Here is a 19571-nt window from a genome sequence, read left to right as displayed (position 1 = left end):
CCGTGGTGGGCGCGGTGCTGGGCGACAGGGGGAGTGACATGGCCGGGGCGCGGATCGAAGCGCTGGGCGGGGACGATCCGGTCACGCTCGGGCCGTACCGGCTGCTCGGGCGGCTGGCGTCCGGGGGCATGGGCCGGATCTATCTGGCCCGGGCCGGCGGCCGGGACCTCGTCGCCGTGAAGACGCTCCTCGCGGAGGGCCGGGTCGCCGACACGGACCGGCGGCGCTTCGCCCGGGAGGTGGCGGTCGCCCAGCGGGTGGACAGCGCCTACACCGCCCGCGTACGGGACGCCGATCCGGACGCCGAGCGGCCCTGGATGGCCATCGACTACATCGCCGCGCCCCCGCTCTCCGAACTGGTCCGCTCCTGCGGGGTGCTGCCCGCCTCGGCCGTACGCTGGATCGCGGCCGGCACCGCCCAGGCCCTGGTCACCCTGCACGGGGTGGGGATCGTCCACCGCGACGTGAAGCCGCAGAACGTGCTGCTGCCGCTGGACGGGCCCCGGGTCATCGACTTCGGCATCTCGCACGCCAGCGACCTCACCCTGACGGGCCTCACGCTGGGCACGATCGCCTTCACCTCGCCGGAGCAGGCGCGCGGCGAGGAGTCCACCGCCGCGTCCGACGTGTACTCGCTGGGCGCCACGCTCTTCCTGCTGGCCACCGGCCGGGCGCCCTACCGCGCGGACGGCGACACGCTGCGGCTGCTGGCCCGGGTGCAGCGCGGCGAGCTCGATCTGACCGGGCTGCCCAAGGAGCTGGTCGCGACGATCCGGCCGTGCCTGACCGTGCAGCCCCGGCACCGTCCGACCCCCGCCGAGCTGCTGGCCCGCTTCCGGGAGCAGCAGGCCGGGCTGCCGATGACGACGAGCGGCACGCGCTGGCTGCCGCCGCGCTGGACGGCGCTGATCGACGCGTACGCGGACCAGGGCCTGGAATGGGCGGGTGGCCGGCCCCCGGGTGGCCCGTCGCACGCCCCGACGGTGACGCAGCGGACGCGCGCGGTGCCGAAGCCGCCCCCGACGCTGGTGTATTCGCCGCAGCGGCAGGCCCGGGCCGACCGCGACCGCACCCGCCGCGAGATGGCGGCCCTCGCCCAGCTGGCCGAACGGCAGCGCGCGGAGCGGGAGCAGTCGGAGCGCGAGGAGGCGGAGCGGGTGGCCCGGGTGCGGGCCGAGCGGGAGGAACGTGAGCGCGCGGAGGCCGCCCGCCGCGAATCCGCCCGCCGCGAGGCCGCCCGCCTGGAGGCCGAGCGCGTGGCGCGGGTGCGGGCCGCCCAGGAACGGGCCGACCGGGAGCGCGCGGAGCAGGAGCGGGCGGCCCGGGCCCGCGCCGACCACGAGCGCGCCCAGCGGGCGGCCCGGGCCCGGACCGCCTCGCCCGCCCCGGCCCCCGTCCCGGCGGGCCCGCGCCCCCGCTCGTCGTCCTCCGGCGGCGCCGCCCTGGGCTGGCTGCTCGCGCTGGTGGCCGTGGCGGGGCTGCTGACCTGGCAGCCGTGGGAGAAGACGGGCGACAGCGGGTCCGGCTCCGTCACCTCGGGCGGCGACCTCGACACGCACTCCGACGACCGCACGACCGCCGACACGGACACGGACACGTCGAGCAGCGGCGGAGGCTCGACGGACAGCGACACCGACACCGACTCCGACGACACAGTCACCGAAGACCCGACACCGACCCCCACCCCGACACCTACACCCACCCCCACGCCCACCATGGACTCCACCGACCGCGCCTTCGCCGCCGTGCGCGCGGGCGACTGCCTCGACGTCTACAACGACGGCTACGACCACATGAGCGCGAGCCGCCCGATCCGGGTGAAGTGCGCCGCCTCGAACGCGTACATGCACGTCAACCAGGTGAGCACCCGCACCGGCGCATCCGGTTCCTGCGACACGGGGGCGGGTTTCACCTGGTGGAGCCGGTCGGGCGACGACGGGATCACACGGACGCTGTGCCTGGACCGGGTGTACAAGGCGGGCCAGTGCTTCCCGGCGAAGGTGAACGGGGAGACCAACGCGGACCTGACGGTGGTGTGGAAGTGCAACGCCTCGAAGGTGCCCAAGGCGGGTCAGTCGATCCTGCGGATCACCGGCTTCTACCGGGCCCCGAAGCAGGGCCAGAACTGGACCTGTCCGGCGGGGCCCGGCGAGCGGTTCTGGTACTGGCAGGTCAACCAGGGCCGCAGCATCATCTGCGCCTCGGCCGCCTGAAGCACCGGCGTACGGCTAGATCACCAGGCTGAGCAGCGCGGCGACGACGAACCCGGCGACCGACAGGACGGTTTCGAGCACGGTCCAGGACTTCAGGGTGTCGCGTTCGGAGATGCCGAAGTACTTCGACACCATCCAGAAGCCGCCGTCGTTGACGTGCGAGGCGATGATCGAACCGGCCGAGATGGCCATGATGATCAGTGCGAGGTGGGCCTGCGAGAAGCCCTGGTTCTCCACGAGCGGGACCACGATGCCGGCGGTGGTGACGATGGCGACGGTCGCCGAGCCCTGGGCGATCCGCAGCACGGCCGAGATCAGCCAGGCGAGCAGGATGACGGGCAGGCCGACGTCGTTGAAGGTGTCGGCGAGCGCGTCCGCGATGCCGCTGCCCTTGAGCACGGCACCGAAGATGCCGCCCGCGCCGACGACAAGCAGGATGTTCCCGACCGGCTTCAGCGAGGAAGTGGACACGGATTCCAGGGACTTGCGGGACCAGCCGCGCCGGATGCCGAGCAGGTAGTACGCGAGGAGCAGCGCGATTGTCAGGGCGACGAAGGGGTTCCCGAAGAACTCGATGACCGAGCGGCCCGTCGAGGGGTCCATCGCGATCGAGGAGAACGTGGCGGCGAGGATCAGGATCAGCGGGGTGCCGATGATGGCGAGCACGGTGGAGAGCGCGACCGGCTCCTCGCGCGGGGTGACCCCGGCGGCCCGCTGCTCGGCGACGACGGCGGCCTTCGCCTCCTCGGCGGCCTCCACCATGTCCTGCGGGACGTCCACGAAGATCCGCTTGCCGATCCAGGCGGCGTAGCCCCAGGCGGCGAGCACGGACGGGATGCCGACGAGGGCGCCCATCAGGATGACCCAGCCGAGCGAGACGTGGAACAGCCCCGCGGCGGCGACCGGGCCGGGGTGCGGGGGCAGGAACGCGTGGGTCATGGAGAGCCCCGCGAGCAGCGGCATGGAGTAGAGCAGGATCGATTTGCCGGACCGCTTGGCGGCGGCGTAGACGATCGGCGCGAGGACGAAGATGCCGACGTCGAAGAAGACCGGGATGCCGAAGATCAGGCCGGTCAGGCCCATCGCGAGCGGGGCGCGCTTCTCACCGAAGAGCCGCAGCAGCCGGGCGCTCAGCACCTCGGCGCCGCCGGAGACCTCCAGGATCGCGCCGAGCATCGTGCCGAGGCCGATGATGATCGCGACATGGCCGAGGATGCCGCCCATGCCGGATTCGATGACGGAGACGGCGGCGGACTTCTGCACGGTGCCGAAGAGTTCGGTCACCGAGAGTCCCGCACCCAGGCCGACGGCTATGGAGACCGCGAGCAGCGCGACGAACGGCTGGAGCCTGACCTTGATGATCAGGAAGAGGAGGAGCGCGATACCGAGGACGGCGACGGTCAGCAGACCGGCGGTGCCATCGATGAGGAGGAGGAGTCCACCGGTGTGGGGTGGCGTCTCGGGCGGGGTGGGGCCTGCGGCGAGCTGCATGGGTAACTCCGTTGTTGGTCCATGTTCTTGGGCAGGGGGGACCGCGGCACGGCGCCGCCGTCTCGCGCGGCGCCGTGCCCGGAAGGGCGGGGTTTACGGGGATGGCTCAGCCCAGGACGGCGAGGGCGTCGATCTCGATGAGGAGGCCCTTCGGGAGTCCGACGTAGACCGTGGTGCGCGCGGCCGGGGCCTCCTTGAGGTTCTGCTCGGCGAAGTACGCGTTGTAGATCTCGTTCATCTCGGCGAAGTGGTCCACGTCCGTGAGATAGACGCGCATCATCATCACGTCGTCCCAGCTCGCGCCGCCCTCCTCCAGGATCGCCTTGACGTTGGCGAAGGTCTGGAGGGTCTGCTCGCGCAGGGTGGGGCCCGCCGGGGTGGGCGCCTGGCCCTCGACGGCGGGCAGGAAGCCGACCTGGCCGGCGACCTGGAGGATGTTGCCCTTGCGCACGCCGTGCGAGAACTTCGCGGGCGGGGTGGTGTGGGTGCTGGGGGTGAGCGCGGTCTTGTCGGTCATCGCTGATCAGACTTTCTTGGGTCGGTTGCTGCCGGAGTACTCCCGGCTGATGGTGTCGGCGGTCCGACGGACCAGGGGGAGCAGGGTGAGGAGTTCCTCGCCCGTGACGACCACGTTCGGCGCGGAGACCGACATCGCGGCGACGACGCGCCCGTCGGCGCCGCGGATCGGGGCGCCGACGCAGTTGATGGACTCCTCGTGGCCGCCGAGGTCGGTGGCCCAGCCCTGTTCGCGTACGGCGGCGAGCTCCTTGAGGAACGCGGCGGCGCCGGGCGTCGAACGGGACGTGTACATGGGGTAGTCGAGCTTGTCGGCGATGGCCCGCCGCTCGGCCTCGCTCAGGTCGGCGAGCAGCAGCTTGGCCACGGCGGCGACGGTGATCGCGACGGGCTTGCCGATCCGCGAGTACATCCGGACCGGGTAGCGGCTCTCGACCTTGTCGATGTAGAGGACCTCGTTCTCCTCGTACACGGCGAGGTGGACGGTGTGCCCGCACTGCTCGTTCAGCTCCACGAGGTGCGGGTGGGCGATCTCCCGTACGTCGAGGTTCTCGACGGCCTCCTGCGCGAGCGCGAACAGCCGGGCGCCGAGGCGGTAGCGCTGGTCCTGCTGCCGGTAGACGAGCCCGTGCTCGTGGAGCGTACGGAGCAGGCGCAGCGCGGTGGACTTGTGGACGCCGAGCCGGTCGGCGACCTGTCCGAGGTCGGCGGGCCCCTGGGCGAGGAGCGGCAGGATGCTCAGCGCGCGGTCGACGGTCTGGCTCATGGCGTACGTACCTCCGTGTCGTCCCCCGTCCACCCGGGGCCGAGACGCAGTCTCCCCCACGCGTCGTCGTCCAGTGCCGCGAGCCGGTCGGCGTGCTCGCGGGCGGGGGGCGCGGTGAGGTCGCCGGGGACGGTGAGGACGGCGGCGGCCATGAGATGCCCGTGCCTGGCGCGCTCCCGCGCGGAGAGTCCCCGCAGCGTGCCCGAGAGGAACCCGGCGGCGAAGGCGTCGCCGGCGCCGACGGGGGCGACGACGTCGACGCGGAGGGCGGGGACGTGGGTGACGGTGTCCTGGCCGCTGCGCGGGGCCTCTCCCCGCCCCGCCCCTTCCCGAACCGGGGCTCCGCCCCGGACCCCGCTCCTCGAACGCCGGAGGGGCTGAATGTCGCCGCTGAGGGGCTCGGATTCGGCGCGGACCGGCTGAAATTCAGCCCGTCCGGCGATTGAGGACTGGGGGTCCGGGGGCAACGCCCCCGGTTCGGGAAGGGGCGGGGTGGGGTGAGAGAACACCGTCACGCCGTCGGCGCCGCGCTTCACCACCACCACCCCCGGCTCCGGCAACGCCTCCCGGATCGCCGCGGCCCCCACGACCCCCCACGCCTCCTCCGCCTCGTCCTCCCCCACGAACACCACATCCGCCCGCCGCGCGAGATCGAGCAGCACCCCGGCCGACTCCCCCCGCCACAGCCCCGGCCGGTAGTTCACGTCGAAGGAGATCAGGGGCCGCCCCACCCGCGGAGCGGTCAGCTCGTGGAGCAGCGCCAGGCAGTCCGCCGACAGCGCGGCGGTGATGCCGGACAGGTGCAGGATCCGCCCGGCGGGCAGCGCGTCGCACGGCACGGTGGACGGCGACATCGCGGAGGCCGCGGATCCGGCCCGGTAGTACGCCACCTCGTGGACATCCGTGGCCCGGTCCGTGGCCGTACGGAAGTAGATCCCGGTCGGCCGCGCGGGATCGCGCCGTACGAAGGACGTGTCCACCCCGTACGCGGCGACCGCCTCCACGAGGTGGTCGCCGAAGCCGTCCGCCCCGACCCGGCTCACCCACGCCGCCCGGTGCCCGGCCGCCGCCAGCGCGCAGGCGACGTTGGACTCGGCGCCGCCGATGCCCCGGTCGAAGGAGGGCACGTCGGCGAGGCGCCCGGGCCGTGAGGGCAGGAACGTCACCATGGACTCACCGAGGCACACGACATCGGCGGGCGTCGTTCCGGACACGCGGGGCTCCTCAGCAGTCGGGCGGCGGCACCGGCACTCACCATTGACCGGGCGTCGGCTCGGATGTTAGACAGCCCTGAGCGATATACGCAATGGTTGTTGCACATGTTGCAATACTGGATGACCGGACCCGGACCGAGGAGACCCCATGGCCGCCGCGCACGACGTGACCGCTCTCGCCGACGAACCGGTCGACCACCGGTTCAAGGGCCTCCCGCCCGACGCCGAGGGCCTGACGGTCGGCGCCCTGGCGGCCGAGCGCCGCAACCTCTTCGGCGGCGGGTTCACGACCCCCGTCCTCGCCCTGTCCGCCGAGTCGGTCGAGCACAACCTCGCGCTCCTGGAGACGTACGCGGAACGCCACGGCCTCGCGTTCGCCCCGCACGGCAAGACGTCGATGTCCCCGCAGCTCTTCGCCCGCCAGCTGGAGCACGGCGCGTGGGGCATCACGGCCGCCGTTCCCCACCAGGCCCGGGTCTACCGCGCGTTCGGGATCGGCCGGATCTTCCTCGCCAACGAGCTGGTCGACGCCGCCGCGCTGCGCTGGCTGGCGGGCGAGCTGGACGCCGACCCGGACTTCGCCTTCGTCTGCTACGTGGACTCCGTGCGCGGGGTCGAGCTGATGGACGAGGCCCTGCGCGCGGCGGGCGCCTCCCGCCCGGTCGACGTCGTCGTGGAGCTGGGCGCGGGCGAGGGCGCGCGCACCGGCGCCCGGACCGAGGCGGACTGCGCGGCCGTGGCGGACGCGGTGGCGGAGGCGCCGTCCCTCCGCCTGGTCGGCGTGGCCGGTTACGAGGGCGAGGTGCCGGAGGCGGACGGCGACCGGGTCCGGGCCTGGCTGCGCAGGCTCGTCGCGCTGGCGGCGGACTTCGACGCGGCGGGCCGCTTCGGCGCGCTGGGGGCCGGCGAGCGCATCGTGATCAGCGCGGGCGGCAGCGCGTGGTTCGACGCGGTGGCGGACGTGTTCGCCGAGATCCCCGCGCTCTCCGCGCCCGTACTGAAGCTGCTGCGCTCGGGGGCGTACGTCTCGCACGACGACGGCCACTACCGCCACCTCACCCCGTTCAACCGCGTCCCGGAGGAGGGTGCGCTGCAGCCCGCGTTCCGGCTGTGGGCGCAGGTGGTGTCGCGCCCGTCCGCCGGGCAGGCGTTCCTCAACGCGGGCAAGCGGGACGCGGCCTACGACCTGGACCTGCCCGAGGCGCAGGTGGTGCGCTCGGGCCGGGACGGCTCGGTGCGTCCGGCCGAGGGGATCACCGTGACCGGCCTGTCCGACCAGCACACCTGGGTCCGCACGGACGAGGGCGCGCGCCTGGAGGTCGGGGACTGGGTGGGGATGGGCCTGTCCCACCCGTGCACGAGCTTCGACAAGTGGCAGCTGATCCCGCTCGTGGAGGCGGACGGCACGGTCACGGACTTCGTCCGCACGTTCTTCTGATCCGGGCCAAGCACTCCGAGAAAGGCCAGGCCGCATGGACCTCGTCATCCGCGACGCGACCGTCATCGACGGCACCGCCACCCCCTCCTACCGCGCCGACGTGGCCGTCACCGACGGGCGCATCGCGGAGATCCACCGCGAGGACTCCCCCGGCCCCCGCCCCACCGGGACCCGCATCCTGGACGCCGACGGCCTCGCCCTCTCCCCCGGCTTCATCGACATGCACGCCCACAGCGACCTCGCACTGCTCCGCGACCCGGACCACAGCGCGAAGGCCGCCCAGGGCGTGACCCTGGAGGTCCTGGGCCAGGACGGCCTGTCGTACGCCCCCGTGGACGACCGCACGCTCGCCCAGGTCCGCCGCTCCATCTCCGGGTGGAACGGCGGCGGCGAGGACATCGACTTCGACTGGCGGACCGTCGGCGGCTACCTGGACCGCCTCGACCGCCAGGGCATCGCGGTCAACGCCGCCTATCTCATCCCGCAGGGCACGGTCCGGATGTACGCGGTGGGCTGGGACGACCGCCCCGCGACCGACGCCGAGCTGGACCGGATGCGGCAGCTCGTGGACCAGGGCATGCGCGAGGGCGCGGTCGGCATGTCCTCGGGCCTCACCTACACCCCCGGCATGTACGCGGACGACGCCGAACTCACCGAGCTGTGCCGGGTGGTGGCCGCCCACAACGGCTACTACTGCCCGCACCACCGCTCGTACGGGGCGGGCGCCCTGGAGGCGTACGAGGAGATGGTGCGGCTCACCCGCAGCGCGGGCTGCTCCCTGCATCTGGCCCACGCGACCATGAACTTCGGGGTCAACGAGGGCCGCGCCCCCGACCTCCTCGCCCTCCTGGACGACGCGCTGGACACCGGCGCCGACATCTCCCTCGACACCTACCCGTACACCCCCGGCTGCACGACCCTCGTCGCGATGCTCCCCAGCTGGGCGAGCGAGGGCGGCCCGGAGGCGGTCCTGGCCCGGCTGGCCGACGCGGACACGGCCGCCCGCATCCGCCACGACCTGGAGATCACGGGGTCGGACGGCTGCCACGGGGTGCCGATCGAGTGGGACACCATCGAGATCTCCGGCACCGGCACCCCCGCCCTCGCCGGATACGTCGGGCGTACGGTGGCCGAGTCGGCGGCGCTGCGGGGCGAGGAGCCCTGGGTGACCGCGCGGCGGCTGCTGGTGGTGGACCGGCTCGGGACGACGATCCTCCAGCACGTCGGACACGAGGAGAACGTCCGGCAGATCATGCGCCACCGGGTGCACACGGGCGGCAGCGACGGCATCCTCCAGGGCGACAAGCCGCACCCCCGTGCGTACGGCACCTTTCCCCACTATCTGGGCCACTACGCGCGCGAGCTCGGCATCCTCTCCCTGGAGGAGTGCGTCGCCCATCTCACCGCCCGCCCGGCGGCCCGGCTGCGGCTCCCCGACCGGGGTCTCGTCCGCGAGGGCTACCGCGCCGACCTGGTGCTCTTCGACCCGGCGACGGTGGCGGCGGGCTCGACGTTCGAGGCGCCGCGCACCCTGCCGGTGGGCATCCCGCACGTGCTGATCGACGGCCGCTTCGTCATCGAGGACGGCAGGCGCACCCAGGTGCTGGCGGGCCGCGCGGTGCGCTCGGCGGGCAACGCGGCGTAGTTTCTCCGGCCGCCGCCAGGGCAACCGGCTGTCATGAATATCTCTGCGACAGCCTCGAAGGGCCAAGGCAAAGCCCGGCAGGCGGGAAACAGCACAGCCGTCGAGACGGCCGGCCGTGCCGGGTTCGTGGCACGTGGGGTCATCTACTTCCTGGTCGGCCTCCTCGCCCTGCGGATCGCGTTCAACGGCGGCGACAGCAACGGCAAGGGCGGCGGCGGGAAGCAGGCGGACCGGGGCGGGGCTCTCACGGAGATCGCACAGAAGCCCTTCGGCCATGTGCTGCTGTGGGTCCTGGGCATCGCGCTCGCGGGCATGGCCCTGTGGCGGCTGTCCGAGGCGGCGTTCGGCGCGGCGGGCCCGGACGGGCAGAAGGCGACCAAGCGGCTGGCCTCCGGCGGACGGGCCGTCTTCTACGGCTTCGTCTCCTACTCGGTGCTGTCGTTCGCGGCCGGTGACAAGGGCAGCGGCAGCGGCAAGGGCGACGCCCGCTCCCAGGACGTCACGGCCCGGGTGCTCGATCTGCCGGGCGGCCGCTGGCTGGTGGGCGCGGCCGGGGTGGGCATCGCCTGTGCGGGCCTGTGGATCGCGGGGCGTGCGGCGCTCCGGAAGTTCCACAAGCACCTGCGGATGGACGCCATGTCGCCCGTCGAGCGGCGGGCTGTGGACACCACCGGGATCTTCGGCGGCGTCAGCCGGGGCCTCGTCTTCGCGGTCGCGGGAGGTTTCGCGGTGTCGGCGGCGGTGAAGGCGCGGTCCGGTGAGGCCAAGGGCATGGACGACACCCTGCGCTCCTTCAGCGCCACCCCGGCGGGCCCGTGGCTGCTGGGCCTCATAGCCGTCGGCCTGGTCGCCTTCGGTCTCTTCTCCCTCGCGAACGCGCGGTGGCGCAAGCTCTGAGCGAGGGGGCGCGAGGAAGGGGCGGGGCCGTGGCGGCCCCGCCCCTTCTCACGTACGACGGATCACGGCTTGGGCAGCGTGCACCCCGCACGGTTCAGGTCGAAGACGTTGCCGGTGCCGATGCAGGCGGCGATGCCGTAGGTCTCCTGGGCGTAGTTGATGCCCTGGCGGACCGTCACCTGCCCGCTCTCGTCGACCTCGCACGGGTTGTTGTCCGTGCAGCGCTGGCCGTCCTCGTTGCCGGTGTTGTTGACGGCGACCACCTTGCCGGTGGCGTCGTCGATCACGGGCGAGCCGGAGGTGCCGCCGATGGTCTGGCAGGCGGAGGTGTAGCGGACCGAGTCCTTCCAGGTCCAGTTCCCCTCCTTGAGGCGGTAGACGAAGCCGTCCACGTTGCAGCTGTACAGGCGCTTCCAGTACCCGGACGCCACGGTGATCGCGGTGCCCGCGACGGGATGCGTGGTGCTGAGCTCCAGCGCCTTGATGCCGTAACGGCTCTCGATCTGCGCGTACGTGGAGGTGAGCTGGTACACCGAGATGTCGGTGTCCGTCATCGTCCCGTACGCGATCTTGCTCGCCCGGACCGTACCGACACCGCTGCCGGAGGCGTTGAGCAGGGTGAAGCTGCGGGTGGACGAACGGTTGAACACGACCGCGCCGGGGGCCGGGAACCCGGTCTCCAGGCAGTGCCCGTTGGACAGCACGAGGGCGGGGTCGCCCGGCTGCGAGGAGGGCGTGCGGACGACCGAGCCGGAGCAGTTGCTGAGCGCCACGGTCCCGGCGAAGTTGACCGCCTTGGCCCGTATCTCCTTCTCGGCCTTGACCGCGGTGTGACCGGACGGGGCCGAGGCCCCGGCCGTGCCGGCCGGTGCCGCGCCGTGGCTCGTGGCCGCGGTCGCGGGTGCGATGCCCGCCCCGAGGAGCAGTACCGCGAAGAGTGCACCGACGAGAGGCTTTTTCATGTGGGGGTCCCCTCTTGCGACTGAACAGAGCACGACTGGCCTCTGCGACCGAAGTTCCTTCGGTTTGACATGCGCATGTTGGCGTACGAAGAGGGGGCGCACAAGGGGCGGATTCCGGCCGCGCGTTCAGGTCACCAGACCGTGCCGGTACGCGTAGACGACCGCCTGGACGCGGTCGCGGAGCCCGAGCTTGGCGAGGATGCGCGAGACGAACGTCTTCACGGTCTCCTGGCTGATCACGAGCGCGGCCGCGATCTCGCTGTTGGAGAAGCCGTCCGCGATGAGGCGCAGCACCTCCAGTTCGCGCGGGGTCAGCGGGATGTCGGCGGAGGTGTCCCCGGTGGGGCGGATGCGGGCGGCGTAGCGGCCGACCAGCCGGCGCGTCACCTCCGGGTCGATCAGCGCCTGGCCCGCGTGCACGGTCCGGATGCCGTGCAGCAGCTGCGCGGGCGGGGCGTCCTTCAGCAGGAAGCCGCTCGCTCCGGCGCGCAGCGCCTCGTACACGTACGCGTCCAGGTTGAAGGTGGTCACCACGAGCACCTTGGCGGGCCGCTCCACGCCCGCCCCGGCCAGCAGCCGGGTCGCCTCGATGCCGTCGAGCTCGGGCATGCGGATGTCCATCACCACGACGTCCGGGCGCAGCCGCCCGGCCAGCTCGACGGCGGTCCGCCCGTCCCCGCACTCGCCCGCCACCTCCAGGTCCGGCTGGGCGTCGATGATCGTGGCGAGGCCGGTGCGGACGAGCACCTGGTCGTCGCAGACGAGGACGCGGGCCGGTGCGGTCACGACGCGCTCCCCGAGGGTATGCGGGCCCGCACGACGAAACCGCCGTCCGGACCGGGCTCCGCGCGGAACTCGCCGCCGAGCACGCCGACCCGCTCGCGCAGCCCGGCCAGCCCCCGCCCGCTGCCCGGGGGCACCGCGGCGCGCGCCCCGGAGCCGTCCGTGCCGACCTCCACGGTGATCTCTCTTCCGCCGTGCCGCACGCGCACCGAAGTCCGGCCGCCGTGGGCGTGCTTGAGGGCGTTCGTCAGCGCCTCCTGGACCACACGGTAGGCCACGAGTTCGGCGCTCCCGGCGGACTCGGCGGGAGCGCCCTCCTCGCTGAAGTCCACGTCCTGGCCCGCCCGCCGCGCCTGCTCGACCAGGCCCCGGATGCGGCCGGCGGACGGCTCCCGGGCCCCGGCGCCGTGGCCCGGGTCGAGCAGGTCGAGCAGGTGGCGCAGGTCGTTGACGGCCCGCCGCCCGGTGTCGGTGACGCTGCTCAGGGCGCCGTCGAGCCGGTCGGGCGCGGCGGTCAGATAGCGGGCCGCCTCGGCCTGGACGATCATCGCCGTGACGTGATGGGTCACCACGTCGTGCAACTCCCGCGCGATCCGGGCCCGTTCGGCGTTACGGCTCTCCTCCGCGACCCGGAGCCGCCGGTCGGCCTCGGCGGCCCGGGTGGCGCGCAGCCAGGCTCCGAAGCCCCAGACGAGGGCCAGCACCAGGTAGAACGTCAGGAACTCGTCCACCGGTTCCGTGCCGTACCGGTGCAGGGCGAAGGCCAGCGGCAGGTAGGCGGCGGTCAGGGCGAGCGCGACGGCACGGCGGTGGCGGTCCAGATGGGCCCCCGCGCTCAGCACGGCGAAGGGCAGCGCGGTCCCGGCGACCATGTGGTAGCCGCCCAGTTGGTCGACGGCGAAGCCCAGCGAGACCAGGGCCAGGCAGATCACCGGCCACCGCCGCCGCAGGGCGAGCGACAGGCTCTCCAGCGCGGCGGCCACCGCGGCCACCGCGTCGAACGGACGCTCCGCCACGGCGCCCAGCTGCGTCCCGTGCCGGTGAAAGGCCGGAATGAGCGACAGGGCGAGGAGCAGCAGCCCGAACGGCAGATCGCGAACGGCGGGGTCGAGCCGCTGCCACCGCGCCGGCCGCCGGACGGCGGCGCCCAACCGCCGCCACCGAGCCGGTACTTCGCGAGGACTGATCACCGGGGCACTGTAGTGGCGGCCGGGGCCGGGGCGGTGCGCCGTCCGCCACGCGGCACCAGAAGGCCCCGCCGGCGGGCCAGCCACAGGAACACGAGCGTCATGAGGACCCCGAACAGCACCGCGTACACACTCGCCTCCGGCCCGAAGTCGCCGCCGGTGACCAGCTCGGAGCCGGTGGCCGTCGAGTCCAGAAGTCCCCGCGAGGCGCCGTTGCCCGAGACCTCCGAGCCGTAGATTCCCGCCGCGGCGAAGTTCCAGGCGAAGTGGAGGCCGATGGGCAGCCACAGGCTGCGGGTGGCGGCGTACGCGGCGCCGAGCATGCCGCCCGCCTCGATCGCGATGGCGAGCGCGCCCCACAGGTTGGCGTCCGGGTTGGCCAGGTGCATCAGCCCGAACAGCAACCCGGTCGACGTCAGCGCGATCCAGGTCCCGGCGCGCTCCTCGACGATCCGGAACAGCACGCCGCGGAAGACCACTTCCTCGGTGACGGCGGCAGCGGCCATGAAGCCGACGAACCCGACCGCTCCCGTGACCGACCCCAGGCCGTCCACTTCGTAGTCACCGAGGAGGGCGAGGTTCGCGATGACCGCCGTGAACAGCACCGCCCCGATGAGCGCACCGCGCCCCAGGGCCGCCGGCGCGCCCTCCCGGGCCAGCTCGGTGACCGGGCGGCGCTCGGTGCGCCCCACCACCCACCGGTAGGCGACGACGGCGAGCACCGCCGTCACCAGGCCGGTCACGAGCGTGAGCCATGGGTTTCCGTCCACTGCGCTGACGCACTGACCGCCGATCGCCCAGACCGCCACGACGGCGAGAAGTTGCCACACCACTCTCATGAGTCCCCCTTCGACGCGCCCGCGGCGACCTGCCGCGGCTGCCCCTGAACGCTATGGACGTCCGGCGCCGAAAGCGTCACCGCTGGGGGGACACCTGCGTGTAGCTCGCACGGGGGACAACGCGGGCCGGGCTAGGGTTTCGCCGCCGCCTCCCGGGACAGCTGCACGGCCTGCCGCAGGCTCAGCCCCGGCTCGGCCTGCCGCAGCGCCTTGACCGCCGCCACCGCGTCGAGCGGCCCGTCGTATCCGCCCGCCGTGATCCGCCGCGCGGCCCAGCGCCCGCGCAGCTCCGCGTCCGGGACCCCGGCCTGCGCCTCGGCCAGCGCGAGGGCCCGCTCCAGGCCGGGACGGTCCGCGTCCGGGGCCCGCCCCAGCTCCTCGCGCAGCACGGCGGCCACGGCCTCCGCGTCCCGCACCACGATCACGGCCAGGTCCTTCTTCCCGTTTCCGATCATGTTCGGACCCTCCCCCGGAGCACCCCGGCGCATCCGGCTGTTGAGCTACTTCAGAGGTCCGGGAGGACCAGGGCCGGCGGACCAGGGCCACCCCGCCCCGGGGCGGAGGCGGCGGAGCGGCGCCCCCGCATACCGTCGGGGACATGACTCGCGACGCCGTCCACGCCCTCGACCTCGACGCCTATCTCGCCCGGATCGGGTACGACGGGGACCGCCGCCCCACCGCGGACGTGCTGCGTTCCGTGCACCGGGCCCACGTACTGGGCATCCCGTTCGAGAATCTGGACCCGCTCCTCGGCACCGCCCCCTCGCTCGCCCTGCCCGACCTGGAGGCGAAGCTCGTACGGGGCGGGCGCGGCGGCTACTGCTACGAGCAGAACACCCTGTTCGCCGCCGCGCTCCGGGCCCTCGGCTTCGGCGTCACCCTGCTCGCCGCCCGCGTGGTGCTGGGCGCGGCCCCCGGGGACGTCCGGCCGCGCACCCACATGCTGATGGAGGTCCGGGTGGCGGGCGAGCCGGACCCGTACCTCGCGGACGTCGGCTTCGGCGGGTCCGGCGCGCTGCTGGAGCCCATCGCGCTGGTCCCGGACGCGGAGCTGCGCGACTCCCCGCGCCACCACCGCCTCGTCCGGCTGCCGCACGACGGGCCGCTGGACCTGTGGGAGCTGCGGGCCCGGACGCGCGACGGGGCGTGGGCGGGGCAGTACGCGTTCACCCGGGAGCCCTTCGAGGCGCCCGACTACGAGGTCATCAACTGGCACATCGCGACCAACCCGCGCTCGCCGTTCTCCCGGCTGCTGTACGTACAGCGCACCACCCGGGACGCCCACCTGTCGCTCTCCGGCCGCACCCTCGTGGTGACGCCGCACGACGGCGGCGACCGGCGCGAGCGGGAGCTGGCGGACGCCGACGAGGTGGCGCGCGTCCTGGCGGAGGACTTCGCGCTGCGCCTGCCGGAGGGCGTGCGGCTTCCCGGGTGAGCCCCGGCGCACACCACTCCGTGGCGTATGTCACCCGTTCCGGTGCGTCACACCGCCGCGCCACCCCATTCCAAGCCCCGGGCCTCCCGTGACCGGCGTTCCCACGGTTCGCGGGAGGCGGGCGCATGGCGATGAAAGCCCGGGCGGAGCCGTACCGGCGCCCGGGCGGACCAACCTGCGGCGAAAGCCCGGGCGGGCCGTGAAACACAGTCGTAAGCTCGCTGACATGCAGGTCATCCAGTCCACGAAGCTCGCCAACGTCTGCTACGAGATCCGCGGCCCCGTGCTCGAGGAGGCGATGCGGCTGGAGGCGGCCGGGCATCGCATCCTCAAGCTGAACACCGGCAACCCCGCCGCGTTCGGCTTCGAGTGCCCGCCCGAGATCCTCGAGGACATCCTGCGCAACCTCGCCGGGGCGCACGGCTACGGCGACGCGAAGGGGCTGCTGTCCGCGCGCCGGGCGGTGATGCAGCACTACCAGACCAAGGGCATCGACCTGGACGTCGAGGACATCTACCTCGGCAACGGCGTCTCCGAGCTGATCCAGATGTCGATGCAGGCGCTGCTCGACGACGGGGACGAGGTGCTGGTCCCGGCCCCGGACTACCCGCTGTGGACGGCCTCGGTCTCGCTGGCGGGCGGCACGGCCGTGCACTACCGCTGCGACGAGCAGGCGGACTGGATGCCGGACCTCGCCGACATCGAGCGGAAGATCACCGACCGCACCAAGGCGATGGTGATCATCAACCCGAACAACCCGACGGGTGCCGTCTACGACGACGAGATGCTGCGCGCGCTCACGGAGATCGCCCGCCGGCACAACCTGGTCGTCTGCTCCGACGAGATCTACGACCGCATCCTGTACGACGGCGCCACGCACACCCCCACCGCGACGATCGCCCCGGACCTGATGGTCCTCACCTTCAACGGGCTGTCGAAGAACTACCGGGTCGCCGGCTACCGCTCCGGCTGGATGGCCGTCTGCGGCCCCAAGGCGCACGCCTCCTCGTACATCGAGGGGCTGACGATCCTGGCCAACATGCGGCTCTGCGCCAACATGCCCTCGCAGCACGCGGTGGCCGCCGCGCTCGGCGGCCGGCAGTCGATCAACGACCTGGTGCTGCCCGGCGGCCGCATCCTGGAGCAGCGCGACGTCGCGTACGACCTGCTGACGCAGATCCCGGGCGTGACCTGCGTGAAGCCCAAGGGCGCGCTGTACCTCTTCCCCCGGCTCGACCCCAAGGTCTACAAGATCAAGGACGACCGGCAGATGGTCCTGGACCTGCTGCGGGCCGAGAAGATCATGGTGGTGCAGGGCACCGGGTTCAACTGGCCGGATCCCGACCACTTCCGCGTGGTGACGCTGCCCTCGACCGAGGATCTGACCGACGCGATCGGCCGGATCGCCCACTTCCTGGACGGCTACAGCCAGGTCTAGCGGATCTCGCTCAAGCTTTTCTCGAAGACGAACAACTTTAGACTGAATCCAAGCTAGGATGGTTCTCACAGCACCACCAGGAGGCCATCCATGTACGAACCGATCCGCACCAAATCGGTCCACACACCGGCCGACCATGCCGGCGACTTCCCGCACCGCACCCGCGAGGAGGAGCTGGACATCCAGCTCGCCGGACACCTGGCCGCCCTGCTCGCGGTCACCGACGAGCTGGGTCTCGGCGAGGCGGGCGACCGCATCGCCGGTCAGGTCGCCAGGCTGCGCGGCGCCCCGCCCGTCCGGCACGCCGGACTGAGCGACGCCCCCGCGCCCGTCCTCCACCGCCGCGCCCACGCCCTCGCGGGCCGGGCTCTGGTGGTGGCGGCCTCGCGCGCCGACACAGCGGTCGCGATCCTCTCGGCCGAGCGCATGGACGCCCACACCGAGGCGCTCGCGGCCGACGCCCGGACGCCGGTCGGCGCCCACTGACGGCCCCGGTCCACGCACCGCAGAGGCGCGTGGACCGGGTGCCACCCATGTTCAGTTGTCACGCGTGCCCATCAGTGCCGGCCACGCGGCCTGGACTTCATCCGTACGGTGACGATGCCGGCCAGCAGCAGGAGCACGGCCGCGATGCCCGCACCGGTCGCCGCGCTGCCGGTGTCGGCCATGCCGCCGCCTCCGTCATGCCCGCCGCCCCCGCCGTGGTGGCCCCCGTCGTGCGTCGGGTGCGGACCCGGGGTCCAGGACGGGCCCGGTCCGTGGGTGTGCGTGTGCGTCGGCTTCGGCGACGGGCTCGTGCTGTCCGACGGTGACGGGGTCGGCGTCGGGCAGTCGTCCGTGGGCGACGGGCTCGGGCTGGGGCTCGGGTTCGTCACCGGGACCTCGGTGGTGCAGGGCAGCTCGGGCGCCCCTTCCGTGGTGCAGCGCGCGCCCGGCGTGTCCGAGGTGACGGCGTTGCGCAGGACCGCGTCGCCCTCGTCCGGGTCGTCCACGGTGACCGTGTAGGTGATGGTCACGGAGGCTCCGGGGGCCAGCTCGCCGGACCAGTCGAGCGTCTCGCCGTTCACCTGCGCGGTGCCGGTGGTCGCGGTGGGCCCCGCGGTGAGCGAGGCGTCGTCCAGGACACCGGACAGGTCGTCGGTGAGGTGGGCGGGGCTCAGCGTGGTCTCACCGCTGTTGGTGGCGGTCACGGTGTAGGTGAGGGCGTCGCCCGGCTCGGCCTGGGCCGGCGCGGCCGTCTTGGTGATGTCCAGCACCTGGTCGAGCTTGTCGACGGGGACGGACGCGGAGGACTCGTTGGACGTCACGTCGTTGTCGCCCGCCGTGCCCTGCGCGGTGGCCGTGTTGGTGAAGGTGTCGTTGACGACGTCGGCCTCGGTCAGGACGTGGGTGCCCTCGCAGACCATGGACGAGGTCGCGGACCCCATCGGGCCGAGCGTGGTGGACGGGCAGGTCACGTCGGTGACGGACGGGTCCTCGACGTGGACGTCGGTGAGCTCCGACGTACCGGTGTTGGTGACGAGGAACTGGTAGTGCACGGTGTCGCCGACCTCGAAGGGCTCGGTGGCCGCGTTGTCCGGGGGCGCCACCGTCTTGACCAGGTTCAGCTGGTCGAGCTCGTCCACGGAGCTGGCTTCGAGCGCCCGGATGAGGTGGGTGTCGATGCTGCCGCCGGTCGACCCGGAGAAGCCGAACTTGTACGTGGGCGGGGCGTCGGCCGTCATCTGCGTGGACAGCACGGGCTGGAAGCCGGCGCCGTCGTTGAAGTCGATCTCGACGGCCACGGTCGGCCGGGTGTCCGGGCTGACCGTGATGTGCACGGTGCGCTTGGCGGGGAGCGGGTCGGTGCCCTTCTCCCGCAGACTGCCCGGCAGCGTGGAGCGGAAGCCGGACGACTGGGTGGCGTCCGCCTCGATGGTGGAGTCCAGGAAGCAGTAGCCGTCGTCGCCCTGCCCGGGACCGCGCAGCGTGACGGTGTCGGGGACCGGGAGTCCGCTGGTGACCGGGGACTTCTGGCCGTCGGGGCAGCCGTTGCCGCGCAGCTCCGCGTCGTTGGCGAAGTTCCCGTACGCGTCGAGCCCGACGCCGAGGTAGCCGCCGTCGACCCCGGGTTCCAGGTTGCGCTGGGCGTACCCGAGGGAGCCGCCGTTGGCCCCGGCCTTGGTGAGGTCCACCGAGCCGTCGACCAGGAAGAAGCCGATGCCGTCGGCCCCGGCGTCCCCGGTCCCGTACTGGTACTGCTCGAACGTGACGTCGAGCCCGCCGTTGCCGGGCAGCGGGCGGTTGTAGAGCATCCCGCCGACCCGGTAGTAGTCGTGGTCCGTGAGCTGGAGCCACCCCGGCGTCTGGCCCGGGGTGGGCACGGGCGGGGTCATCTGGGTGTCGGGGTCGTCGCACGGACCGGTCTGCGACTGCCCGGCCGGCGGTTCGGCCGACGCGCCGGTCAGGCAGGCCGTGTCCAGGGGGACGAAGCCGGGGTCGGCGACCGAGGTGCCGGTGAAGGTCTCGTCCAGCAGCACGGACTGGCCGAGCGCCCGGGCCGACGAGGAGGCGGCGGGTGCGGCGTCGGAGGTGGGGCCGGCGGACTGGGCCACACCGGAGGCGGTGGTCAGCAGGAGCCCCAGCGCCGTTCCCGCACAGGCGGTGGCCGCCACGGCCGGAACGTGGAGCAACCGTTCATATTTGCGCATGAAAAAAACATAAGAAAATGGGATATGACGCTCGGTCAGCCCACCCGGGACACGCCG

The 19571-nt window shown here is 73.0% G+C and carries 17 protein-coding genes; 7 read left to right on the top strand and 10 right to left on the bottom strand.

From position 1 onward, the window contains the following. Positions 1-38 precede the first annotated feature (38 nt). Positions 39-2213 (top strand): serine/threonine protein kinase, encoded by a 2175-nt coding sequence (locus AMK18_RS12085; RefSeq protein ID WP_073862776.1) that lies wholly within the window; start codon positions 39-41, stop codon positions 2211-2213. A gap of 15 nt (positions 2214-2228) precedes the next feature. On the opposite strand, the gene AMK18_RS12080 is transcribed toward AMK18_RS12085, so the two are convergent. From AMK18_RS12080 to AMK18_RS12065, 4 genes are all read right to left on the bottom strand, one after another. After that, complete coding sequence (locus tag AMK18_RS12080; RefSeq protein WP_018100980.1) at positions 2229-3704, bottom strand: GntP family permease; 1476 nt, start codon at positions 3702-3704, stop codon at positions 2229-2231. A 106-nt stretch (positions 3705-3810) separates the two neighbouring features. After that, positions 3811-4221 (bottom strand): RidA family protein, encoded by a 411-nt coding sequence (locus AMK18_RS12075; RefSeq protein WP_018100981.1) that lies wholly within the window; start codon positions 4219-4221, stop codon positions 3811-3813. A gap of 6 nt (positions 4222-4227) precedes the next feature. After that, positions 4228-4986 (bottom strand): IclR family transcriptional regulator, encoded by a 759-nt coding sequence (locus AMK18_RS12070; protein WP_073862775.1) that lies wholly within the window; start codon positions 4984-4986, stop codon positions 4228-4230. Further along, positions 4983-6200, bottom strand: coding sequence for a PfkB family carbohydrate kinase (locus AMK18_RS12065; RefSeq protein WP_073862774.1), 1218 nt, complete (start codon positions 6198-6200; stop codon positions 4983-4985). Before AMK18_RS12065 ends, AMK18_RS12070 begins: the two co-directional genes overlap by 4 nt. A 148-nt stretch (positions 6201-6348) precedes the next feature. Here AMK18_RS12065 and AMK18_RS12060 point away from each other — a divergent pair, with 148 nt between their 5' ends. From AMK18_RS12060 to AMK18_RS12050, 3 genes are read left to right on the top strand one after another with little or no spacing between them, the layout of a single operon-like run. After that, a complete protein-coding gene (locus tag AMK18_RS12060; RefSeq protein WP_073862773.1) occupies positions 6349-7638 on the top strand; it encodes an amino acid deaminase in 1290 nt (429 codons plus the stop codon). Between the two features lie 34 nt (positions 7639-7672). Beyond that, on the top strand, positions 7673-9283 hold the full coding sequence (locus tag AMK18_RS12055; RefSeq protein WP_073862772.1) for an N-acyl-D-amino-acid deacylase family protein: 1611 nt from the start codon (positions 7673-7675) through the stop codon (positions 9281-9283). A gap of 33 nt (positions 9284-9316) precedes the next feature. Beyond that, the gene (locus tag AMK18_RS12050; protein ID WP_198956982.1) at positions 9317-10180 is read left to right on the top strand and encodes a DUF1206 domain-containing protein; all 864 of its coding nucleotides are present in this window, start codon (positions 9317-9319) and stop codon (positions 10178-10180) included. A gap of 62 nt (positions 10181-10242) precedes the next feature. On the opposite strand, the gene AMK18_RS12045 is transcribed toward AMK18_RS12050, so the two are convergent. From AMK18_RS12045 to AMK18_RS12025, 5 genes are all read right to left on the bottom strand, one after another. Then, positions 10243-11142, bottom strand: coding sequence for a S1 family peptidase (locus AMK18_RS12045; RefSeq protein ID WP_073862769.1), 900 nt, complete (start codon positions 11140-11142; stop codon positions 10243-10245). Between the two features lie 126 nt (positions 11143-11268). After that, positions 11269-11928: a response regulator gene (locus AMK18_RS12040; protein WP_073862767.1), complete on the bottom strand. Its 660-nt coding sequence runs from the start codon at positions 11926-11928 to the stop codon at positions 11269-11271. After that, positions 11925-13076 (bottom strand): sensor histidine kinase, encoded by a 1152-nt coding sequence (locus tag AMK18_RS12035; protein WP_073862766.1) that lies wholly within the window; start codon positions 13074-13076, stop codon positions 11925-11927. Before AMK18_RS12035 ends, AMK18_RS12040 begins: the two co-directional genes overlap by 4 nt. Before the next feature lie 35 nt (positions 13077-13111). Further along, positions 13112-13951 (bottom strand): CPBP family intramembrane glutamic endopeptidase, encoded by an 840-nt coding sequence (locus tag AMK18_RS12030; protein ID WP_073862765.1) that lies wholly within the window; start codon positions 13949-13951, stop codon positions 13112-13114. A 131-nt stretch (positions 13952-14082) separates the two neighbouring features. Beyond that, entirely contained in the window at positions 14083-14406 is a 324-nt protein-coding gene (locus tag AMK18_RS12025) for a hypothetical protein (protein WP_073862764.1), read from the bottom strand. A 143-nt stretch (positions 14407-14549) separates the two neighbouring features. On the opposite strand from AMK18_RS12025, the gene AMK18_RS12020 reads away from it, so the two are divergent. The 3 genes from AMK18_RS12020 (at position 14550) to AMK18_RS12010 (ending at position 17310) form a co-directional block, all read left to right on the top strand. Further along, positions 14550-15386, top strand: coding sequence for an arylamine N-acetyltransferase family protein (locus AMK18_RS12020; protein ID WP_018100992.1), 837 nt, complete (start codon positions 14550-14552; stop codon positions 15384-15386). Positions 15387-15612: 226 nt separating this feature from the next. Continuing rightward, entirely contained in the window at positions 15613-16824 is a 1212-nt protein-coding gene (locus AMK18_RS12015) for a pyridoxal phosphate-dependent aminotransferase (RefSeq protein ID WP_073862762.1), read from the top strand. Positions 16825-16914: 90 nt separating this feature from the next. Continuing rightward, entirely contained in the window at positions 16915-17310 is a 396-nt protein-coding gene (locus tag AMK18_RS12010) for an SCO4983 family protein (RefSeq protein ID WP_018100994.1), read from the top strand. Between the two features lie 71 nt (positions 17311-17381). Here AMK18_RS12010 and AMK18_RS12005 read toward each other — a convergent pair whose 3' ends face one another. Continuing rightward, a complete protein-coding gene (locus tag AMK18_RS12005; RefSeq protein WP_143202268.1) occupies positions 17382-19514 on the bottom strand; it encodes a DUF7927 domain-containing protein in 2133 nt (710 codons plus the stop codon). Between the last annotated feature and the right edge of the window lie 57 nt (positions 19515-19571).

Source organism: Streptomyces sp. CB01249 (assembly GCF_001905735.1).
GTDB lineage: Bacteria > Actinomycetota > Actinomycetes > Streptomycetales > Streptomycetaceae > Streptomyces.
The sequence above is the reverse complement of the archived record's forward strand: the minus strand, read 5'-3'. Positions and strand labels throughout refer to the sequence as shown.

Bases quoted from the DNA above. Each gene is read 5' to 3' on its own strand.
- AMK18_RS12085 (WP_073862776.1), top strand. From the start codon at position 39: ATGGCCGGGGCGCGGATCGAAGCGCTGGGCGGGGACGATCCGGTCACG.
- AMK18_RS12080 (WP_018100980.1), bottom strand. From the start codon at position 3,704: ATGCAGCTCGCCGCAGGCCCCACCCCGCCCGAGACGCCACCCCACACC.
- AMK18_RS12075 (WP_018100981.1), bottom strand. From the start codon at position 4,221: ATGACCGACAAGACCGCGCTCACCCCCAGCACCCACACCACCCCGCCC.
- AMK18_RS12070 (WP_073862775.1), bottom strand. From the start codon at position 4,986: ATGAGCCAGACCGTCGACCGCGCGCTGAGCATCCTGCCGCTCCTCGCC.
- AMK18_RS12060 (WP_073862773.1), top strand. From the start codon at position 6,349: ATGGCCGCCGCGCACGACGTGACCGCTCTCGCCGACGAACCGGTCGAC.
- AMK18_RS12055 (WP_073862772.1), top strand. From the start codon at position 7,673: ATGGACCTCGTCATCCGCGACGCGACCGTCATCGACGGCACCGCCACC.
- AMK18_RS12050 (WP_198956982.1), top strand. From the start codon at position 9,317: ATGAATATCTCTGCGACAGCCTCGAAGGGCCAAGGCAAAGCCCGGCAG.
- AMK18_RS12045 (WP_073862769.1), bottom strand. From the start codon at position 11,142: ATGAAAAAGCCTCTCGTCGGTGCACTCTTCGCGGTACTGCTCCTCGGG.
- AMK18_RS12030 (WP_073862765.1), bottom strand. From the start codon at position 13,951: ATGAGAGTGGTGTGGCAACTTCTCGCCGTCGTGGCGGTCTGGGCGATC.
- AMK18_RS12025 (WP_073862764.1), bottom strand. From the start codon at position 14,406: ATGATCGGAAACGGGAAGAAGGACCTGGCCGTGATCGTGGTGCGGGAC.
- AMK18_RS12020 (WP_018100992.1), top strand. From the start codon at position 14,550: ATGACTCGCGACGCCGTCCACGCCCTCGACCTCGACGCCTATCTCGCC.
- AMK18_RS12015 (WP_073862762.1), top strand. From the start codon at position 15,613: ATGCAGGTCATCCAGTCCACGAAGCTCGCCAACGTCTGCTACGAGATC.
- AMK18_RS12010 (WP_018100994.1), top strand. From the start codon at position 16,915: ATGTACGAACCGATCCGCACCAAATCGGTCCACACACCGGCCGACCAT.
- AMK18_RS12005 (WP_143202268.1), bottom strand. From the start codon at position 19,514: ATGCGCAAATATGAACGGTTGCTCCACGTTCCGGCCGTGGCGGCCACC.